This is a genomic window from Arenibacter lacus, assembly GCF_008711145.1.
GTDB lineage: Bacteria > Bacteroidota > Bacteroidia > Flavobacteriales > Flavobacteriaceae > Arenibacter > Arenibacter amylolyticus.
This window is the reverse complement of sequence record NZ_VVIN01000002.1, coordinates 22171-42101: the sequence shown is the minus strand read 5'-3', so window position 1 is coordinate 42101 and position 19931 is coordinate 22171. Positions and strand designations below refer to the sequence as shown.

Here is a 19931-nt window from a genome sequence, read left to right as displayed (position 1 = left end):
AAAAAAATCCCTTTTTAAAAGGGATTCTAGAGAGCCTAACTTGTTTAAATTAGGTTAATTGCTTATGATTATTCTTTAATTTTAAAAATGCCTCCTGAAGCTTTTTAGTGATTTCCCCCACGTTTTCTCCGTGGTAATAAAAATGGTCGTCCAGTTGCCTTATAGATGCTATCTGGGTGGTAGTCCCTGTTAAGAATGCTTCGTCCATTTTCAATAGTTCCTTTTGAGGAACTCCTTCTTCCTGTACTTCCAGACCTAATTGCTGGCAAAGCTCCAGGACTAATTGCCTAGTAATACCATTCAAGATAAATCTATCGGCCGGATGGGTGTAAACCACCCCCTCCTTTACAAAAAAGACATTACAGTGGGAAGCTTCTGTTACCACCCCATTTCTGATAAGTATATTTTCAAAACAGCCTTGTTGCATCGCATGTTCATTGGCCATCACATTGCCTAATAAAGAAGTCATCTTTATATCGCATCTGCCCCATCTAACATCCTCAGAAGTCACTACGGAAGCCTTCATCGTATTAATTTCTGGCAAGATCCTTGGTGTGGCATACATCATTACGGTAGGAGTTATAGCCTTAGGGTAATTATGCTGCCTGGGAGCAACTCCCCTACTCACATGCATGTACAACAAGCAGTCTTTATCCGCTAAATCTGATGCCCTAAGCAAGCGGTTAATTTCCGCTACTAGGTTGCTGGTATCAAAGTCGATTTTTATGGTGCGCAGATTCTCAGCCAAACGCTTAAGATGGGCATCTCTATAAAAAAACTGTCCATTAATCTTTACCATCACCTCATAAATTCCATCCCCGAATAAAAATCCCCTATCAAAAATGGAAATTTTGGCAGATTGGGAATCTAGAATGTCCCCATTTAGGTAAACTTTTTTAGGATATGAATTATTCATAGGATACATACATTTAGGCTGGCACTAAATTAGCGCGATTAATCTATTAATGCCATAAATATATTATAATAAAGCTCTTGTTGGGTACCCTAGATTTATTTAAAAAGTAGGGGGTAGCAATACTGTCTTACATTCCAAAGAAATGAAACGTTATTTTATGGAACTCCCTACAACAGGTATCTGGCAGTATCTCACTTTTAAAGTATAAAAAAGGGACCTTATTCAGGTCCCTTTTACGCACTATGTAAGATTTAAATACCCTCCGTTCCATAGAGACGGAGAGCTGAAAATTATAGGTTTTTTTTCATCCAGCACCTCATGGGCTTGTCCTGAGGTAATAGAAGAACCTATTTTAAAGTAATTATTGTACGCCCCTTGCTTTTAGCATAGGTGTAATTTTAGGCGCTCCACCTCTCCAATCCTCGTACATTTTTTCCAATGGTAAGGTGTTTCCTCTAGAAAGGATCATATCCCTAAATCGCTGTCCATTTTCACGTGTAAGTCCGCCATTGTTCTCAAACCAATCAAAAGCGTCGTGGTGCAGCATTTCCGTCCATAGGTAAGAATAATAACCAGCAGCATAACCACTAGAGAAAATATGAGCGAAATAGGTAGACCTATAACGTGGTGGTACTGCTTTTACCACATCGAGTTTTGTTTTACTCAAGGCCTCTTTTTCAAAGGCATTGGCATCCTCAATTGTGGTATCTGCTGATATGGTGTGCCATTGCATATCCAAATTGGAAGCAGCTAAATTTTCAGTTAGGCTATATCCTTGATTAAAGGTGCCAGATTTTTTAATCTTGTCTATCAACGCTTGCGGAATAGTCTCTCCAGTTTGGTAATGAAGGGCATAATTCTTCAATATTTCTGGATATAAGGCCCAATTCTCATTAAACTGAGACGGGAACTCAACAAAATCCCTAGATACTGATGTCCCAGAAAGTGAAGGATACTGCTGATCTGCAAAAAAGCCGTGAAGGGCATGTCCAAATTCATGGAACATGGTGCTCACTTCATCATAGGTCAAAAGTGCTGGTTCTCCCGCAGCTGGTTTTGGGTAATTACACACGTTGTAGATTACCGGCTTTTTGTTGTACAATTTGGATTGGGTAACAAAATTACTCATCCAAGCCCCTCCCCGCTTACTAGGACGAGAAAAGAAATCTGCATAGAAAAGGCCTAGTGGATCCCCATTCTCTTCAAACAATTCGTAAACCATCACATCTTCATGATAGGTTGGAATATCTGTCCTTTCCTTGAAGGTAATACCGTATAATTTTTCGGCCGCATAGAAAACGCCTTTTTCCAAAACGGTCTTCAACTCAAAATAGGGCTTGATCTGATTTTCGTCCAAGTCATATTTTGCAATCCTCACCATTTCTGCATAGTGGTTCCAATCCCAAGCTTCTAAGGTGAAATCGCCCCCTTTTTGCTTCACCATTTGTTGTATCTCCGCAGCTTCAGCCTTTGCTTTGGCGGTTGCAGCAGGAACCAGACCATTAAAGAATTCCATCACATTTTCAGAATTTTTGGCCATGGTATTCTGCAAGCTCCATTCGGCATAGTTAGCGAAACCAAGCAAAGCCCCTTTTTTAGCGCGTAATTCGGCTATTTCAATAATAAGCGCTTTCGTATCATAGTCTGAACCATCGGCCCTATGCCAAGCAGCAGAAAAAAGCTTTTCCCTACTTTCCCTGTTTTCCATGGCTTGCAATAAGGGCTGCTGAGTAGTGTTTTGAAGAGGAACCTTCCATCCTTCCCCGTCTTCATTTTCTAAACCCTTTAGTTGCGCCTCCGAAAGACCTGCTAAATCGGATTTATCGGTAAAAATCACCGCGCCTGCATTATTGGCCTCTAATAAGGTTTTATTGAATTTTGTGGTTAAAGTGGCCAATCTGGAGTTATAAGATCTTAGGGTTTCTTTTTTATCGGCAGGCAGATTCGCACCGGCAATTTCAAAATCTTCAAAGTAGTTTTCCAATAACTTTAACGACTCTGCATCCAATTTCAAACTTTCCCTGGTTTCGTAAAGGGACTTTACTCTTTGGAAGAGTTTATCGTTTAGGTAAATTGCATCACGTAATTCTGCAAATTTAGGGGCCATCTCTACTTGAACCGCCTGGATGGTGTCATTGGTATGGGCACTTGTGAGGGCGTAGAATACATTTCGCACCCTATTTAAAGTAGCATCACTCTTTTCCAATGCCAATATAGTATTGTCAAAAGTTGCTGCTTCCGGGTTGTTAGCAATTTTTTCCAAGGCCTCCTTTTGCTCTGCTATCCCTTGTAATAATGCAGGCTTAAAGTGGCTGTTTTTAATTTGTGTAAAATCGGGGGCGTAATAAGGTAGGTTAGATTCTACCAACAACGGATTCTCAGAAGGATCTGAGAGCGTCCCCTTGCTTTTGTCTTTAGAGTTGTTACACGCAGTAAACAAGACGGTTAACATTAAAATTGTAGATGCTTTTTTCATTTACTCTTCGTTTTAAATCGTAATTACCAAAGATAGTCAAAATGCAATGATTGGTCATAGTAATATCGAGGATACCAATTTTTAAGGAATCAAAGATCTGCAGTGACTATTACCCTTTCATACTGAACTAAAAATGGATTAGGGAAATCTACTACTATTACAAGATGGTGTACCGCTACAGTGGGAATATTTTTGAATAGCGTTTAGGAAAGGATTATTTATATTTACCCAGACTATATAAAGATTTACCGATCCATTAAAACATAGCTGTATTATTGGCTTGGTAGCTTAATAGTTCAATAAAATAAAAGAATTCCTATCTTTTCTTCTGTCAATGATAAACGGTTAAAATAGGGAATGTAATAGTATATGGAACTAATTGGAACAGCTAAGTTTTATTACTTAAAGCCACTACTTATCACGCTTATATACTTCCTATCTAATGGTGTAAATGCGCAGTTGGTGAACATAGAATCCAAAAGGATGCAAAGTGATTCTGTCCGGTTTGCATTAAAGAGCGATTTATTGTTTAATTATACCGATAATAACGGGGATTATTTATTTCAGATAGGCTCTAACTTAACCACTCAATTTAAAACAAAAGACCTACAAAAAATATTTTTCTTTATTGGAAATTATAAGCTTATTAGAAGTAACGAAAAGGATTTTCAAAACTCCTGGTTCTTTCACCTGCGGTACAATCAGAAACTAACCTCCTTGTTTCGTGTTGAAGCTTTTATCCAAAACCAGAACAATACTAAGCTTACCATAACTTCTAGAAACCTCGTTGGCGCTGGAATCCGATTAAAATTGATTTCTTCAGAAATGACTCGGGTATATTTTGGCAATGCATATATGTATGAAATAGAGAAAATAGCAGATACGGGGCAGCAGTTTTACAACCACCGAAACAGTAGCTACCTTTCTGCAACGCATTCCTTTAAAGAAACTTCTTTAAATCTAACGGAAACCATATACTTTCAGCCATTGTACAACGACTTTGGAAACCATCGAATCCTATTACAGATGAAAGCAGAATTACCCTTGTCCAAAGTTATAAGCCTTTCTGCACTCTATAATTATTTTTACAGTAGTTTTTCTGCGGTAAACGATATTGACCGGTCCTCCAATTTAAGTTTAGGAATTACATTTACCTACTAAATAAGATGTGAATGTTCCCCGTAACAACCAGACAGGGGTGCCAATGTTATGGGGGGTGTTGTCCTATGCCTCCTTGGCCTGCCTTGAGGTTATTGATTTTTAAACTTCCGAAAACGGTTGAGGATAAATCCGGTAAAGATTTAATCTTTAAGGGATTCCATGTCTATAACAAACCGATACTTTACATCGGAATTAATAACTCGTTCATAGGCGGTATTAATATCCTGCATTTTAATAAGCTCAATATCCGATACAATCTGGTGCTCTCCACAAAAATCGAGCATCTCTTGGGTTTCTTTAATTCCACCTATCAAGGATCCCGCTATGCGCTTTCTTCCCATTATAATACCTCCACCGTGAAAAGGTTTTAAGGGCTCTACCGCCCCCACCAATACCATGGTAGCGTCAATTTTTAAGAGGGATATATATGGATCCATCTCATGACCTACCGGGATAGTATTTAAAATAAAGTCGAAACTATTTCTATGAGCATCCATTTCTTCTTGGTCTTTAGATATCAGTACCTTGTGGGCTCCCAGAGCTTTGGCATCCTTGGCTTTATTTGGGGAGGTGGTAATCATAACCACTTCGGCTCCAAGTGCATTTGCAAATTTCACCCCCATATGCCCTAAACCACCCAAACCAACGACTCCCACTTTATCACCTTTTCCCACCTTCCAATGACGGAGGGGAGACCATGTGGTAATACCGGCACACAAAAGGGGCGCGGCCGCGGCGGGGTCAATTTGTTCGGGGATCCGCAACACAAATTGCTCGTCTACCACCACCGATGTGGAGTATCCCCCATAGGTCTGTTGTCCCTTAAGGTGTTTATCTTTACTATTATAAGTAAACGTAGGGCCATTTTCACAGAATTGTTCCAAATGATCCTGACAAGGCGGACAGTGGTGACAAGAATCTACCAAACACCCCACACCAACCAAGTCGCCCTGCTTAAAATTTTTCACATCACTCCCCACTTCTACGATACGTCCAATTATTTCATGTCCCGGCACCACAGGGTAGGTGGTGTTTTTCCACTCATTTCGGGCCGTATGAATATCACTATGGCAAACTCCACAATGGGTAATGTCTATTTTAATATCCTTGTTGCCAACATCCCTTCGCTTAATAGATAGCGGTTTTAAATCTTCAGCGGCAGCGTTGGTTCCATAAGCTTTTATTGTTCCCATCTTCTCTTTTTTTTAGTATAAACCAAGGATTGTGAAAGAGCCTTTTCTACCGTCCTCCCTTATCCTTAATTAGGCCTACTTAAGGTACAAATTATTCGCATAATAACTTATAGGAGAATCAATTAAAAATGACGATTTAAAGATTTACTGCCAATACGAAATTCCCGAAACTACCAGTGTATCTAGTCTATTCCTCCAGATCGTAACGAAGTAGCCTAAGGGCATTTAAAACCACCACAAGGGTAGAACCTTCATGGATTGCTACGGCAACACCAATATTGGCGAATCCGAAAATAGTAGCGGGCACCAATAAAGCGACAACCCCCATACTCATCCATAGATTTTGTTTAATTATTTGTCTAGACTTTCTCCCTAGTCCAATTACAAAGGGAAGGCTTTCTATTTTATCGGACATAAGGGCTACATCTGCTGTTTCTAGGGCCACATCACTACCAGCAGCTCCCATTGCAATCCCCACGGTACTAATAGCCATAGCAGGCGCATCATTTACCCCATCCCCTACCATGGCAACCTTTTTGTTAAGCTTTTTTAGCTCTTCAATGGCTTTAACCTTATCTTCTGGTAGTAAATTGCCTTTGGCGTCGGTTAATCCAATTTGCTTGGCTATGGAAGCGGCTACCCGTTGATGATCTCCAGTCAGCATTATCATTTGCTTAATGCCTATCCTTTTCAAACGTTCTAAAGTTGAGGCTGCAGTTTTTCTGGGGACATCCATTACACTAATTAGACCAATTAAGGTATTCTGGTAACCCACCAGCATCACCGTATTTCCATTTTGCAGCAGCTCATCCATTTGTCCGTGCGTTTTTGCATCTACTGTTATCTGGGCATCCTCCATCATTGGTACATTTCCAATAGAAACCTGACTCCCATTGTATTGAGCTGTTACCCCTTTCCCTTGAATCGCTTGTAGATTGGAGGATTTGTGTTTATTTTCAATCCTGTACTCCCCTTTTATATCCTTGGCGATGGCCCTGGCTAGGGGGTGGTTGCTTAAACTCTCTACATCTAACACCAGTTCTAAAAACTGCTCCTTATTGAAACCGTTTAGAGGTAGTAGATTGGTTACCCTTGGTTTTCCTTCCGTAAGTGTTCCTGTTTTATCAAAGGCAATTATTTTAAGGGTACCCATATCCTCCAAGGCGCGACCACCTTTGATAAGGACTCCTTTTTTAGCCCCTCTGGCAATAGCGCTCAATACAGCACTGGGAGTAGAAATGGCCAATGCACAAGGACTGGAGGCTACCAATACGCTAATGGCCCTGTATAAACTTTCCCTAACCGTTTCATCTATAACCAAATGGGCAAAACACAAGGTGGTTACTAAACTAATGACTGCGGGCACAAACCATTTTTCAAACTTTTTGGTTTGCAGCTGAGTGGGCGACTTCTTAGTTTCTACCTCGCTCACCATTTTAATTAATCTAGAAATGGTGGTGTCCTTACTTAGTTTTAATACCCGTACCTCTATCAGGTTATCCCCATTTAGAGTCCCCGTAAAAACTACATGGGAGGCCTCTATTTTGTCAAAATCGGGTAATTTTCTTTCTGGATCGATAGCAGTTTTGTCTACAGGAATACTTTCTCCGGTAATGGAAGATTGATCTATACTACTACTCCCCTTTACTATAACACCATCTGCCGATATTTGACTATTGGGCTTTACAACTATAATATCGTCTATTTTTAAGTCTTCTACAGCTATTTCCACTGTAGTATTTCCTTTTCTTACTAAAGCGGTTTTTGGAGATAGCTCTCCCAACGCTTCTATAGATTTTGTTGCTTTGTTTAATGCGTGGTGCTCCAAAGCATGCCCCAAACTAAAAAGGAATAGTAGTAATGCCCCTTCGGCCCAACTGTCAATATAAGCAGCTCCCAAGGCGGCAGCTATCATTAGAAAATCAATCTCGAACTCCCCTTTCCTTATTTTAACTACCGCTCCTAGTAAGGTATAGTAACCTCCAAAAAGATAGGCAATTATGTAGCTGCTGAGGGAGGTCCATTCTGGAAGTTGGGTTAGTTTGGATAGAATAATTCCTAAAAAGAAAAATACACCGCTTAAAATAGCAAAATACAATTCAGTTTTTTCTCCAAAAACTCCTCCATGGTGATGTTCGTTGCAGGCGGGGCTTTTAATAATTTGCACTTTTTTCGTTTCCATTTATTAAAATAATTCTACCCCAAAAATACCACTTATGTACGTGCAATGGCAGTGCATTTAATGATTACAATTATCGCAAATACCTTTAACCAACATATTTATGTCTTCAGGGACAAATCCGTCCGGAAGGTGAATGGTTGGAATTCTATGCTCAGTTAAGCAAATGGTTTGGTTGCATTCCGTGCAATGAAAATGTAAATGAAGATCTGCATGTTTTCCTTCATCCCTATCGTGATTACAAAGTGCGTATTTTGGAATACCCGTGCCATCATCTATTTGGTGGACCATACATTTTTCCTCAAATGTTTTAAGGGTGCGGTAGAGGGTGGTTCTATCCGATTTTTCAAAATTATCTTCCACAGCAGAGAGACTCACGGCCGACGTTTGACCGCTCATAAATTGATGGACCAAAATTCGCATAGCCGTTGGCCGAATACCAAATTCTTTTAATTGTCTTTCAGATTCTTTCATACCTTAATATACTGCAAACTTTCAGTTTCCTATAGCAATATATTAAATTGGATAGGTATTGCTTACAGGAAACATTTTTCACAATATTAGGTAGAAAATCTCACTAAGCATAAGGTTTCAGCATTCCCTGAGGGAATAGCAGTACTAATAGGAATAAACACTTTACAAGGGTCATAATAATGGGGTTGATATACCTGTTTTCCATCCCTTAAAAACTCCTTCATCACTACAATGTAGGCTGATTTTAATTAAGCATATCAGCGTAGCTTAATGCCTTACGCTCCCTATTTGGATGGAAAGTCCGCATGCGCCATTATCTCTTCTATTTGAAGCGTATGTCTTTCCGTATGTCCAGACATAAAGAGTATAAGCTGATAGGCATCTATAGTACCAAAGGGAAATTCGGCATATCGGTTTCGAAGGTCTTCTTGCGTTTTCTTAATGAATTTTATGTTATCCTTCCTTTTACTCTTAAATGCTTTTAGCGCTGCTTCATGAGTTCCGTACTTTCCGGACGGTTCAAAGGGCTTTTGGGTCTTAATCTTATTGCTTCTATCAGTGATTATGCCTAACACTGCGTCATCTGATAAATTAACTTCCGAACGTCTGTTTGAATTTGAAGGTTCCTTTAATAGGTTTTCCAACATTTCAAATATGATGCTTTCAGAAAGTGCAATATGTTCCGTGTTTTCAGCTATAGACCAGGAGTTCGGATTCATTTTAAAATTTAATTGCGCCTCACTAAGTCCTCTTACCGTCTTAGTTAAATGCTGAGAGCTCTTGTTCATTTCCTTAATTGCACGGGTCCGTTCTGCCTTTGTTAATGGGGAATCCGCAAGATTAAATCCAACTAACAGCAAGGCAAAAATTGGGATGATAATTTTTTTCATGGTACATAGATTTTAGTTCAAAAAACAAGATATATAATAATCAGGGAGGGAGTGAAAAAAAATGGGAGGGGATGACTTCGTCTGTTCTCCCTTTTACTAAATAGCCTGCTCTTTTAATTACTTGGAGCATTCATGGTGAATTCCAGTTTGCTGAACATGAAAATCATCATGGGGATACAAGTAAATTTACCAAACTTCCTGGTATTGTGCAAGTAAGTCCCTCATTATGACAGGATAAAGAGTATCTAATTATCCCATGATTTTATGTCTACCTTAATAGATAACGTTACTCCCATGTACATCTTCCTTGTACTACCCTTGGTTTCCTTGCGTCTTTAATTTAGCTTTGTCTTTCATTTTATTTCAAAATCCCGATTCTAAACTTCCGATGGTGGTAGATTCCCATGTTCACTTTAAAATACACAAACCTTTTGGCGTCCTTAGTCAGTTTACCTCCAATGACTCCAAGGAGGCCAGAAAAAAGCGATTTCTTGGGGAGTTTTATCCCTTCCCTCCTCTAATTATGCCCATTGGAAGATTAGACGAAAAATCTGAGGGACTCCTTCTCCTTACTACCGATGGGAAACTAAGTGACCAGGTTAATCGTATGGGGGTAGAAAAAGAATACTATGTACAATTAGATGGTGAAATCACTACCAATGCATTGGAAGCGCTACAAAATGGGGTGGAAATTGGGTTTCATGGAAAAAGATATACTACCAAACCAGCAGAAATCTCCTTATTAAATGAGCCTCCTAATCTAGTTGAACCAAACTCCAAACTTAGAATTGGCCGGCACCGGCCCACTTCCTGGATAAGTATAATCCTTACCGAAGGAAAGTTTAGACAGGTGCGTAAGATGACGGCAGCAGTGGGTTTTCCCACAGTGAGGTTAGTAAGGGTGCGAATTGGAAATATTGGATTGTGGGATCTAGAACCTGGCGAAGTGGCTCCCCTAGCAGCAATTACTAACTTAATTTAAATGATGCTCCTATTTAAGAGAGCCCCCGCCTTAGTACCATATCCAAAACAAGCAACTAATGATCCCTTTTATCCCTTGTGAAGGGGACAAATCGTACCGGAGCCAGAATCTCCTTCTTAAGTTTATTAGCTTTTTTAGTGATTTTTATTAAATAAGTTCCGTCCCTATCATCCACAGGTATCACCATACGCCCACCTACTTTTAATTGGGAAATTAAAGGTTCGGGAATTTCTTCGGCACCGGCCGTAACCATTATCCCGTCAAAGGGGCCATTTTCTGGCCATCCGTGATAGCCGTCTCCCCATTTAACGGTAACGTTGTTGTACCCCAAGGAATCTAACCGCTCTTTAGCCGATTGAGCTAGGTCTTGAATAATCTCTATGGTATATACCGAATTTACAATTTCGCCCAATACCGCCGCTTGGTAGCCAGACCCGGTGCCAACCTCCAGTACCTTGTCTGTTGAACCCAACGCTAGTGCTTCGGTCATTAATGCTACAATATACGGTTGGGAAATGGTCTGCTCATTGCCTATGGGAAGGGCATAATCGCTATACGCCTGCTTTGCAATCTTTTTAGGCACAAATTTATGCCTAGGCACTTGTTTCATTGCCTCTAAGGTGGAAGGGTCTTTGATACCCCTCGCTATAAGTTGTCTTTCTACCATGATTTTTCTTTCTAAAGCCCTGTCTTCTTGTGCCACAGAATTAGTTAGCATACAAAAAATGGAGCTCACTACTAAAAGATACGAAATACGCATTTTATATAAAGTTTAGGAAAGTGGCTGTTATACCCTATAAGATACAATATAATTTTCAATAGAAGAAAATGGACCCTATTTAAAGTAACCTCCAAAATTTAATCATAGTACAATGAAGCGTCATCCCCTACTGAAGGGATAGCTTGAAAACACCAAGGATCCGCAAATCTACATAACACACAAAAACACCGACCCCCTATTTAATAGGATTCAACAACCAAAGGTGTTAATTAAATCATAAAAAGGTACCTTTTTATACATAGTACTGTAACAAAAATATTCATCCTTCGTCTTAATCGTGTAAACCATCAAAAAACATACAACATGGAAACGGTATACCCACATTTAAGAAGACCTAAAATATATTTTAAAAGCAAACTTGGTTGGGTTACTGACAGGTGGTACGACCAAAGAAATGGAACCAAAAGAATAAATATTCACATAAACATATAGTAATCATGAGAGCATCCAGTTCAAAAACAGCAACCGAGTCTAAAACCTTTAACTACTTTTCTTCCTTTAGGGATTGTAAAAGAGTGCAATGGGCACAATACAGAAATTTTAATCGTTAAGTAAAATCACTATCCACCTAAAAAAATATAATAATCATGAGAGCATCCAGTTCAAAAACAGCAACCGAGTCTAAAACCTTTAACTACTTTTCCTCCTTTAGGGACTGTAAAAGAGTGCAATGGGCACAATACAGAAATTTTAATCGTTAAGTAAAATCACTATCCACCTAAAAACATCAAAAATCATGAGAGCATCCAGTTCAAAAACAGCAACCGAGTCTAAAACCTTTAACTACTTCTCCTCCTTTAGGGACTGTAAAAGAGTACAATGGGCACAATACAGAAATTTTAATCGTTAATTTTTATGAGTATTTATGTAGTAAAAAGAAATCCTTCAATAAAAAAGGATTGATCCAATTAGGGGCCAATCCTTTTTAAAATTTAAAATAACCTGCATTTACTGAGGTTCTTGCATACTTAACTCTTTAATAGGTGTAAGGGTTATTTTTCGAAATTCGACTTCTGCTCCCTCCGCCTGTACCGCTATCTGTCCACTACTGGCCGTAGCATTATACCCGTGATTTACTAAATCACCATTTAGCCAGACCTTTATTTCATTGTTAAGACACTCTATGGTCATATAGTTCCACTCTCCTAAGGCATTTTCCGAGCCCTCAGTTAAGTTTTTTATCCTTCGCAATTTTCCTTCGGTGATGCCCCAATCTGCCTTAGGTCCCCTTCTTTCCTCCATATTGTCTGTAGTAATATCTTCAACAATGCACCAGAAATCGCCCGCATTTTCATGCATCATTTGCACCTCAATAGATTTAGGGAACATACCATAAAGGGCCCTTGGGGTTGAGGCAAAGACCAATACTCCACAATTTCCTGGTTTCCCCGGAAATCGATATTCTACATTCAACCTAAAATCGGCATACTGCTTGTCCGTAATTAAGTGACCACGAGGTTCACCAAGACTTACCAGTTGTTGATTACGTACTATAAACGGTGTTATCGCCTTTGGATTATTATCCATATCGGGTACGTCTATATGCCAACCAGACAGGTCTTTACCATTAAAAAGTTCAATGGATTTTTGGGCATGGCATACCACTACCGCTAATAAAAAGGAACAAACAAGGGAAGTACGTCTCATATTTTATCTTTAAGAAAATCTTTTAAATTTAATAAATCCATTGCAAAAACCAAGTCATTCCATAAAAGCTAGTGATAAACAGAACCTCCTGGCACCACCTCTATCTTTTTAAAGATATGCTATTAGTAATTACCTCAAATTTGAAAAAACATAGTATAGTTCTGTGGCAATTTGGGTACTTCGTTCCAAATATTTTTCCTCTTGCAGTGAAGTATCGTCAAACAATTTTGGATCTTCATAGGTCAATGAAATCCGATTCTCTGCACCTGTAATTACTGGACAGGCTTCGTTGGCTTCAGAACAGGTCATGACTGCTGTAAATTGGCTAATGGGATTAAAACTATGATCGAAAGCTTTGGAGAACCCTATTATTGGCAGCTGGTTAGGCGCATATTTAATAGCATATATGGGATTAGTACCTTCCGACAATTTATTGATGACAAAGCCGGTGTTCTCCAAGGTGCTTATTACCATGGGAAAAACGGCAGTGGCCTCTGTCCCCCCAGAGTAACATTGGATTTTATTGTATTGGAAGTGGTAGGCCATCACTTGTGCCCAAACCTGTGATAAGTGACTCCTTCTTGAATTGTGGGTGCAGATAAAGTTTAGATTAATGATTTCCGCATGGGGCATTTGAGACTTTAAATGATCTATTAAAGATTGTAGTCTCATTTTTCTATCTTCTGGGATGGACTTTAGGTCCACGCATTCCAAAAATGCTTTAATTTTATTAAATACCATATAGAATTTTATTAGCAACAACCCGATCCAGGAGCACAGGCATTCTGCTGATTGGCACCCAATTCCTCTAACTTAATCTTCTGTTTGGTCTCTGGGACTCCACAATTGTCCTTTGCCAAACAATCTGTTTGCCTATTGGTAAGTATAAAGTGGCTGCCGTTAAATTCTAACCCATACTTCCCTATGGTATCTCCTTGATATTCCACCTCAATCTCATGGTTTTTTAAATTCAAGGTTTTTTCCGATAGCGCGATGATCTGACTCAATTTTTCTGGATGAATTCGATGATCGTAATCATTTGCTTCCCAGAGCTGAAAATTAATAACCTCTTCTTCCCTCACGGTACCCCCGCAATCTATAAAGTGTTTGTGCACTTTTCCAACCTCTGTTACGTGAAAATGGCTGGGTACAAATTGGCCGTTGGGCAGTTGGAAAGCAATAGTATCCAAAGACTGTAAATGCGATTTTATTTCTCTCAGTGTCATAATAATATTTTTTAGTTTTTTAATTTGAATTAAATAAGTCAACCATTACTAACAACAGGTATCGTTAACTGGATTTTGTTTTAGAAAGTCTTGGAACATTACTTTTATCTCCTCCCATTTATCTTGATCTATGCAATAACATATACGGGTTCCTTCTATGGTTCCCTTTATAAGTCCCAGATTTCTCAATTCCTTAAGATGCTGGGAAATGGTAGGCTGGGCTAAGCCAATTTCCTCTACCAAATCACCACAAATACAAGATTCCATTTTAAACATATGCTGTAGAATTGCAATTCTTGCAGGATGTCCAAAAGCCTTGGCTACCAATGCGATGGCATTCTGATGGTCGGTAAATTTCTCTGATTTGGTAAGTCCCATTCCTTTGTATCTCTTTATTGCAATATTACGATAAACGAAAAAAAACCAGCTTATTTCCTGTGTTAAATTTTTCACTATTTACTGATTATTAAAGATTATAATAATTTAACCGTCCTATATTAAAGATGTTTGTACATGGAAACTGAAGTAAAATACGGGGAAGTTTACTGAAAACTTGATACTTAGGAAAGCATTAGCCATTCGGTGAAAATTGAGTATTTTGCACCCACTAAAAATAGAAACAAACGTGAAGGTCTGTATTGCTGAAAAACCTAGTGTAGCTAGAGAGATTGCCCAAGTTTTAGGTGCCAACACCAAACATGATGGGTATTTTGAAGGCAACGGCTATGCGGTAACCTATACCTTTGGACACCTATGTACTTTATTGGAACCCAAGGATTATAAGCCACATTGGAAAAGTTGGGATCTTAATAATTTACCGATGCTCCCAGACAAGTTTAAGACCAAGGTAGCAGATAACCCAGGAATTCAAAAACAATTTAATATTGTAAAGGAGCTTTTTAAAAAGGCAGAGTTGGTAATCAACTGCGGGGATGCTGGGCAAGAGGGAGAGCTCATCCAACGATGGGTTATCAATCAGGCCAATTATACGGGGGAGGTAAAACGACTGTGGATCTCTTCCCTAACTACCGAAGCCATAAAAGAAGGATTCTCCCAACTAAAACCCTCGGAAGATTATGACCAGCTTTACTATGCCGGATTCTCCCGAGCCATTGGGGATTGGTTGTTGGGGATGAATGCAACCCGACTCTATACTGTGAAACATGGGGGATACAAACAAATGCTATCGGTGGGCAGGGTACAGACCCCTACCCTAGCCATGGTAGTAAACAGGTATAAGGAGATTGAAGATTTTAAACCCCAACCCTATTGGGAACTACAAACCTTATACCGGGAAACTACATTTAGTTATGAGGAAGGCCGGTTTCTAAAGAAAGAGGAAGGGGAAGCCGTAGCGGCCAAGGTAAAGGAGCACGATTTTGAGATTGTGTCCATCAAGAAAAAAAAGGGAAAGGAATATGCTCCAAAATTATTCGACCTTACTGGATTACAGGTGTATTGTAATACTAAATTTGGTTTTTCGGCCGATGAAACCCTAAAAATCGTTCAAAAACTATACGAGCAAAAAGCAGTAACCTATCCAAGGGTAGATACCACCTTTCTTCCCAATGATATGTATCCCAAAATAGAGGGGATTCTACGCAATCTAAGCATGTATGAAGAATTATGTACTCCTCTATTAGGTAAGAAGATAAAAAAATCTCCCAAGGTATTTAATGATAAAAAGGTTACAGACCACCATGCCATTATTCCGACTGGGGTGGAAATTAACATGAATCCTGCCCAAAAACAGGTATATGATATTATTGTAAGGCGATTTATTGCTGCATTTTATACGGATTGCGAAGTTTCCAATACCACGGTCATAGGAAAAGTGACCACCATTAATTTTAAGGCTACGGGAAAAGAAATCCTAAAAAAGGGATGGAGAATTGTTTTTGAAACACCCGATGGCAAGGGGAAAAGGGAAGCGGGAGTCTTACCCAGTTTTGTGAAGGGGGAAAAAGGACCCCACGAACCTTCCTTTATGGAGAAAGAGACCAAGCCACCCAAACAATTTACTGAAGCCACTTTATTACGGGCTATGGAAACCGCGGGGAAACAAGTGGATGATGAAGAAATGCGCGAATTAATGAAGGAAAATGGGATTGGCCGGCCCTCTACCAGGGCAAGTATTATTGAGACCCTTTTTAAGCGCAAGTATATAAAACGAAATAAAAAACAGGTATTACCTACCACTACAGGGATTCAACTTATAGATACCATACAGAACGAACTACTTAAATCGGCCGAACTAACAGGTCTATGGGAGAAGCAATTAAAAGATATAGAGAAAGGTGAGTTTAGTGCTGCTGTTTTTATTAAGAATATGAAACGCATGGTAGATCAATTGGTCTACGAAGTGCGGAGTGAAACCAAGCGCGCCAATATCTCCCATACCACTGCTGTTCCAAAATCCGACCAAAAAAAATCGGTAAAAAAGAAAAAAGAGGTACAAGGAACTAGCTGCCCCAAATGTAAGGAGGGCAAACTTCTAAAGGGGAAGTCGGCCTACGGCTGCAGCGCCTATAAATCTGGTTGTGATTTTTTGTTGCCGTTTGCTATTCACGGAAAGACCATCTCCGAAAATCAATTCCTAAGGCTATTAACAAAGGGATGTACCGTAAATCTCAAAGGGTTTAAACACAATAACGAGCAGGAAGTTGAAGGTTTGCTTCGTTTTGATGAAGCGTTTAAGTTGTGTTTAGAACCCAAGGTAGCGCCTAGTCCGAAAAAGGAAGTCCCCCTTTGCCCCAAATGCAAGTCGGGAGAAATTGTAAAAGGGAAATCGGCATACGGCTGTAGTAATTTCCGTGAGGGATGTGATTTTAGATTTTCTTTTGAAGATTTAAAGATCAAGGCCAATGGAAAACAGCTGACCAAAGATTTAGTTCTTAAAATTCTAAAGGAGTCCCAATAATAGTTGGAACTAGGACCATAATAGAAAAGCCCGACTAATTATCTAGTCGGGCTTTTCTATGGTAAGGTAAAATAACCTCTATACTATTTCAACCAATTCTAATTCAAAGGTCAGGTCTTGACCAGCAAGTATGTGGTTAGCGTCTAGTACTACGGTGTTTTCTTTGACATCCGTAATGCGCAAGTGATTTTTGGTCCCGTCTTCACCTTCGGCCATCAGGGCCATCCCAATTTCTGGTTCAATTTCTGGGGGAAGTTGATTGAGCCCAACTTCGTGAAACAATTCATTAATAATATCCCCATAAGCCTCTTCCTTAGGAACACTGATGGTTTTCTTTTCCTTCTCCTTCATATTTAGCAATCCCTTCTCAAATCCCGGAATCAACATTCCTTTTCCTAGGGTGATTTCCAAGGGGTCTCCTTGTAAAGAACTATCGAAAACCTGTCCATTTTTTAATTTGCCGGTGTAATGAACCTTCACCGTGTCGTCTTCTTTTACTCTACTCATAAAATTTAAATCTCCTAATTTTTACGGTTATCATGTGTAACAAAACTATGGGATTTTACATTTTTAAAAGAATAATGGGTAAAAAATTCTAGATAGTTTGCAGAAGCTTAACAATTTACTCCTAATCACTGGCAGAATTTACACTGAGTTTAATAAATAGATTAAACATTAATCCTAATTAAGGTTATGCGTACGATCTAATTTTCGTATCCAATCCATACTATATTTGACGCAGCTAACAACTTATTCTACAATTGCCTGATATACTAGGTTTCTCAATTTGGCGTGATCATCCACCCCATTAGTAGGGATAAGTTGTTTAAAGTACACCACAACCAATTCCTCCACGGGATCTACCCAATAAGTGGATCCATACGCACCGCCCCATTCAAAAGTTCCTACGGAACCCGGTTCTCCACGCATTCCAATATCCTTAGTAATGGAAAACCCAAGGCCAAATCCGGTTCCACTTCTACCAGAATAGGGAATATCTCTAGATACCACGTGATCCGAAATCATTAATTCTACAGTCTTAGGGGATAAGATTTGTTTGCCATTATAGGCTCCGTCGTTGAGCATCATCTGCAAGAATTTAGCATAATCCAAGGAGGTTGAGAGGAGCCCTGCTCCACCAGAAAAACTTTTCCGTGGCCCTTTTACATAATGCCCCTGCCCCACCCCCAGCCCAGGGTTTGGTGCTCGTTCTAAAGCTTTACCACTATGTGCCATATAGGAGGTAGCCAATTTATCTTCCTTGTTTTCAGGTAGGTAAAAATAGGTGTCCGCCATTCCTAAAGGGTCTAAAATACGGTCTTTAAGAAATTGATCTAGGGACTGTCCAGAAACCTTTTCAACAATCACCCCTAGAATATCAGTGCTATATCCATATACAAACCGTTCTCCCGGTTGGGCATCCATGGGTAATTTGGCCATGCGGGCAACCGTTGCTGAAATGGGTTCGTCCCTGTCGGCAAAATACCAGTTTTGGATTTCTGCAGCTTTCCATTGCTCTTTCGCTAAACCATGTCCGTATCCAATCCCCGCAGTATGTGTAAGCAGATCTCTAATAGTAATTTCTCTTTTGGCGGGTACAAGCTCATACCCTCCATTATCGGTTTTCTGTGCCACGGTAGTCGATTTCCATTCAGGTAAATAATTACCAATAGGATCGGCAATTAAAAGTTTTCCCTCCTCCTGAAGAATCATAATGGCCACACTAACGATTGCCTTGGTTTGGGATGCAATTCTAAAAATAGCATCCGTTTTCATTTCCCTATCAGCCTCTATATCGGCATGTCCAAAGGCCTTATGATAAACAATCTTGCCTTTCCTGGCGACCAAGGTAACATTCCCTGCCATTTTCCCATCTTTTACATACTGCTCCATCACCGTGGAAAGTAGGTTTAACCTCTGGGTAGACATCCCTACTTCTTCTGGGAGGGAAGAAGCAAGATTTTGGGTCTGTCCAAAAGACACCCATAGCAGGAATATTAATAATACATTTAAGTTGAATAATTTCTTCATAATGTCTCAATATTTAGCGGTTATTTCAGGTAATCATAAAGTGAGACAAAAGATAAAAGTTATTTGGGAGTATGCACAATAGAAGCCCTAAGAATGTGAAAAATAACCCTTTGCCCCACCAATTCGTTATAAAAGGTATAAGGCAGTTTTCTGAAAGTAAGAAGTGTAGAATACAGTATAAAAAGATGCTGTCATTTAATGAGTTAAAATTCAACGGTAGATTCAACTCAAAGCGTAATAATAAGCCTCTTTATGTTTATTTAAAAAATGTAAAACCTCTATTTAGAGAGCGAGAGAGAGAGAGAGAGAGAGCAGGTATTGCAGAAAGGAAGGCTGGCTAGTTGGCTAAATACTAGAATGACAAACCGTTTAATTTAGTAACCTTCCCAAAAAAAAATCGGAATAACACTAAAACTACATTTTGATGTAATTTATATGCTATTCCGATGGTACTAATATGTTGAAGTATAAATTTCGAAAATTAAATCTTCTTTACTCGGACCGCGTTCATTCCCTTCATCCCTTTTTCTAATTCGAAGGATACCTTGTCGTTTTCCGTTATTTCGTCAATAATACCGCTAATATGGGTAAAGTACTTTTCGTTATTTTCAGAATCGATAATAAATCCGAATCCTTTAGAGTGATCAAAAAAGGACACTTTCCCGTTTCTTACCGGATCAAATTCCTCATCTCCCTCTTCCTTCTTTGGAATCCCTATTTCTATGGTAGAAGCATCAATCTCTACCTTTTCAGATGGATCTGGTGGCGTATCAGTTAAATTGCCATCATGGTCTACATAGGCAAATTGAATTCCTGGATTTTCTTTAGCCTCCGCCTTTCTGGCCAATTTCCTCTTTTGCTTTTCTTCTCTCTTCTTTAAACGCTTTTTTTCTTTTTCGCTTTTATTATACGTTTGTTGCGATTTTGCCATTCCTTGATTTAATTGTTAATATAATATTCCATGAGGGTAGTCGTCTAAAAAACACCAATCGATATTTCGCTTTTCCCATGGCCCTTGTAAAGACCATTCCAAGTAATAATTAGGTTTTATAAAC

The 19931-nt window shown here is 39.3% G+C and carries 17 protein-coding genes; 3 read left to right on the top strand and 14 right to left on the bottom strand.

All coding sequences use genetic code 11. The features are described 5' to 3' along the window. Window positions 1-49 precede the first annotated feature (49 nt). On the bottom strand, window positions 50-916 hold the full coding sequence (locus tag F1E73_RS01225; RefSeq protein ID WP_223883327.1) for an aminotransferase class IV: 867 nt from the start codon (window positions 914-916) through the stop codon (window positions 50-52). Between the two features lie 361 nt (window positions 917-1277). Continuing rightward, on the bottom strand, window positions 1278-3392 hold the full coding sequence (locus F1E73_RS01220) for a M3 family metallopeptidase (RefSeq protein WP_086476733.1): 2115 nt from the start codon (window positions 3390-3392) through the stop codon (window positions 1278-1280). Window positions 3393-3761: 369 nt separating this feature from the next. Here F1E73_RS01220 and F1E73_RS01215 point away from each other — a divergent pair, with 369 nt between their 5' ends. Beyond that, window positions 3762-4553, top strand: a complete 792-nt coding sequence (locus F1E73_RS01215) for a DUF481 domain-containing protein (protein WP_086476732.1) — start codon at window positions 3762-3764, stop codon at window positions 4551-4553. Between the two features lie 140 nt (window positions 4554-4693). Here F1E73_RS01215 and F1E73_RS01210 read toward each other — a convergent pair whose 3' ends face one another. From F1E73_RS01210 to F1E73_RS01195, 4 genes are all read right to left on the bottom strand, one after another. Next, window positions 4694-5746, bottom strand: coding sequence for an NAD(P)-dependent alcohol dehydrogenase (locus tag F1E73_RS01210; RefSeq protein WP_086476731.1), 1053 nt, complete (start codon window positions 5744-5746; stop codon window positions 4694-4696). A 187-nt stretch (window positions 5747-5933) separates the two neighbouring features. Then, window positions 5934-7928 (bottom strand): heavy metal translocating P-type ATPase, encoded by a 1995-nt coding sequence (locus F1E73_RS01205; protein WP_086476730.1) that lies wholly within the window; start codon window positions 7926-7928, stop codon window positions 5934-5936. 57 nt (window positions 7929-7985) lie between these two features. Further along, window positions 7986-8399 carry a Fur family transcriptional regulator gene (locus F1E73_RS01200; protein WP_086476729.1) on the bottom strand — a complete coding sequence of 138 codons (414 nt, stop codon included), beginning with the start codon at window positions 8397-8399 and terminating at the stop codon, window positions 7986-7988. A gap of 284 nt (window positions 8400-8683) precedes the next feature. Continuing rightward, entirely contained in the window at window positions 8684-9289 is a 606-nt protein-coding gene (locus tag F1E73_RS01195) for a DinB family protein (RefSeq protein WP_086476728.1), read from the bottom strand. Between the two features lie 388 nt (window positions 9290-9677). Here F1E73_RS01195 and F1E73_RS01190 point away from each other — a divergent pair, with 388 nt between their 5' ends. Next, the gene (locus F1E73_RS01190; protein WP_150450965.1) at window positions 9678-10271 is read left to right on the top strand and encodes a pseudouridine synthase; all 594 of its coding nucleotides are present in this window, start codon (window positions 9678-9680) and stop codon (window positions 10269-10271) included. Window positions 10272-10326: 55 nt separating this feature from the next. Here F1E73_RS01190 and F1E73_RS01185 read toward each other — a convergent pair whose 3' ends face one another. The 5 genes from F1E73_RS01185 to F1E73_RS01165 all read right to left on the bottom strand — a co-directional run bounded on the left by F1E73_RS01185 (window position 10327) and on the right by F1E73_RS01165 (window position 14303). Beyond that, window positions 10327-11031: a protein-L-isoaspartate(D-aspartate) O-methyltransferase gene (locus F1E73_RS01185; protein ID WP_150450892.1), complete on the bottom strand. Its 705-nt coding sequence runs from the start codon at window positions 11029-11031 to the stop codon at window positions 10327-10329. A gap of 969 nt (window positions 11032-12000) precedes the next feature. Beyond that, a complete protein-coding gene (locus F1E73_RS01180) occupies window positions 12001-12699 on the bottom strand; it encodes a 3-keto-disaccharide hydrolase (protein ID WP_150450891.1) in 699 nt (232 codons plus the stop codon). A gap of 129 nt (window positions 12700-12828) precedes the next feature. Continuing rightward, window positions 12829-13440 carry a low molecular weight phosphatase family protein gene (locus F1E73_RS01175; protein WP_150450890.1) on the bottom strand — a complete coding sequence of 204 codons (612 nt, stop codon included), beginning with the start codon at window positions 13438-13440 and terminating at the stop codon, window positions 12829-12831. Between the two features lie 11 nt (window positions 13441-13451). Further along, on the bottom strand, window positions 13452-13925 hold the full coding sequence (locus tag F1E73_RS01170; protein ID WP_086476724.1) for a DUF6428 family protein: 474 nt from the start codon (window positions 13923-13925) through the stop codon (window positions 13452-13454). Between the two features lie 48 nt (window positions 13926-13973). Continuing rightward, a complete protein-coding gene (locus tag F1E73_RS01165) occupies window positions 13974-14303 on the bottom strand; it encodes an ArsR/SmtB family transcription factor (protein WP_086476854.1) in 330 nt (109 codons plus the stop codon). Between the two features lie 247 nt (window positions 14304-14550). Between F1E73_RS01165 and F1E73_RS01160 the strand changes: the two genes are divergently transcribed. Next, window positions 14551-16845, top strand: coding sequence for a type IA DNA topoisomerase (locus F1E73_RS01160; protein WP_150450889.1), 2295 nt, complete (start codon window positions 14551-14553; stop codon window positions 16843-16845). 78 nt (window positions 16846-16923) lie between these two features. Here the strand turns inward: F1E73_RS01160 and F1E73_RS01155 are convergent, their stop codons facing one another. The 3 genes from F1E73_RS01155 to F1E73_RS01145 all read right to left on the bottom strand — a co-directional run bounded on the left by F1E73_RS01155 (window position 16924) and on the right by F1E73_RS01145 (window position 19807). After that, window positions 16924-17352: an FKBP-type peptidyl-prolyl cis-trans isomerase gene (locus F1E73_RS01155; protein ID WP_150450888.1), complete on the bottom strand. Its 429-nt coding sequence runs from the start codon at window positions 17350-17352 to the stop codon at window positions 16924-16926. 243 nt (window positions 17353-17595) lie between these two features. Continuing rightward, the gene (locus tag F1E73_RS01150; RefSeq protein WP_086476721.1) at window positions 17596-18876 is read right to left on the bottom strand and encodes a serine hydrolase domain-containing protein; all 1281 of its coding nucleotides are present in this window, start codon (window positions 18874-18876) and stop codon (window positions 17596-17598) included. Window positions 18877-19357: 481 nt separating this feature from the next. After that, window positions 19358-19807 carry a cold-shock protein gene (locus F1E73_RS01145; RefSeq protein ID WP_150450887.1) on the bottom strand — a complete coding sequence of 150 codons (450 nt, stop codon included), beginning with the start codon at window positions 19805-19807 and terminating at the stop codon, window positions 19358-19360. Window positions 19808-19931 lie beyond the last annotated feature (124 nt).

What these genes read in the sequence shown, in the direction of transcription:
- F1E73_RS01200 (WP_086476729.1), bottom strand. Translation starts at nt 8,399, where the DNA reads ATGAAAGAATCTGAAAGACAATTAAAAGAATTTGGTATTCGGCCAACG.
- F1E73_RS01210 (WP_086476731.1), bottom strand. Translation starts at nt 5,746, where the DNA reads ATGGGAACAATAAAAGCTTATGGAACCAACGCTGCCGCTGAAGATTTA.
- F1E73_RS01195 (WP_086476728.1), bottom strand. Translation starts at nt 9,289, where the DNA reads ATGAAAAAAATTATCATCCCAATTTTTGCCTTGCTGTTAGTTGGATTT.
- F1E73_RS01190 (WP_150450965.1), top strand. Translation starts at nt 9,678, where the DNA reads ATGGTGGTAGATTCCCATGTTCACTTTAAAATACACAAACCTTTTGGC.
- F1E73_RS01155 (WP_150450888.1), bottom strand. Translation starts at nt 17,352, where the DNA reads ATGAGTAGAGTAAAAGAAGACGACACGGTGAAGGTTCATTACACCGGC.
- F1E73_RS01170 (WP_086476724.1), bottom strand. Translation starts at nt 13,925, where the DNA reads ATGACACTGAGAGAAATAAAATCGCATTTACAGTCTTTGGATACTATT.
- F1E73_RS01145 (WP_150450887.1), bottom strand. Translation starts at nt 19,807, where the DNA reads ATGGCAAAATCGCAACAAACGTATAATAAAAGCGAAAAAGAAAAAAAG.
- F1E73_RS01165 (WP_086476854.1), bottom strand. Translation starts at nt 14,303, where the DNA reads ATGGGACTTACCAAATCAGAGAAATTTACCGACCATCAGAATGCCATC.
- F1E73_RS01175 (WP_150450890.1), bottom strand. Translation starts at nt 13,440, where the DNA reads ATGGTATTTAATAAAATTAAAGCATTTTTGGAATGCGTGGACCTAAAG.
- F1E73_RS01150 (WP_086476721.1), bottom strand. Translation starts at nt 18,876, where the DNA reads ATGAAGAAATTATTCAACTTAAATGTATTATTAATATTCCTGCTATGG.
- F1E73_RS01205 (WP_086476730.1), bottom strand. Translation starts at nt 7,928, where the DNA reads ATGGAAACGAAAAAAGTGCAAATTATTAAAAGCCCCGCCTGCAACGAA.
- F1E73_RS01180 (WP_150450891.1), bottom strand. Translation starts at nt 12,699, where the DNA reads ATGAGACGTACTTCCCTTGTTTGTTCCTTTTTATTAGCGGTAGTGGTA.
- F1E73_RS01185 (WP_150450892.1), bottom strand. Translation starts at nt 11,031, where the DNA reads ATGCGTATTTCGTATCTTTTAGTAGTGAGCTCCATTTTTTGTATGCTA.
- F1E73_RS01215 (WP_086476732.1), top strand. Translation starts at nt 3,762, where the DNA reads ATGGAACTAATTGGAACAGCTAAGTTTTATTACTTAAAGCCACTACTT.
- F1E73_RS01220 (WP_086476733.1), bottom strand. Translation starts at nt 3,392, where the DNA reads ATGAAAAAAGCATCTACAATTTTAATGTTAACCGTCTTGTTTACTGCG.
- F1E73_RS01225 (WP_223883327.1), bottom strand. Translation starts at nt 916, where the DNA reads ATGAATAATTCATATCCTAAAAAAGTTTACCTAAATGGGGACATTCTA.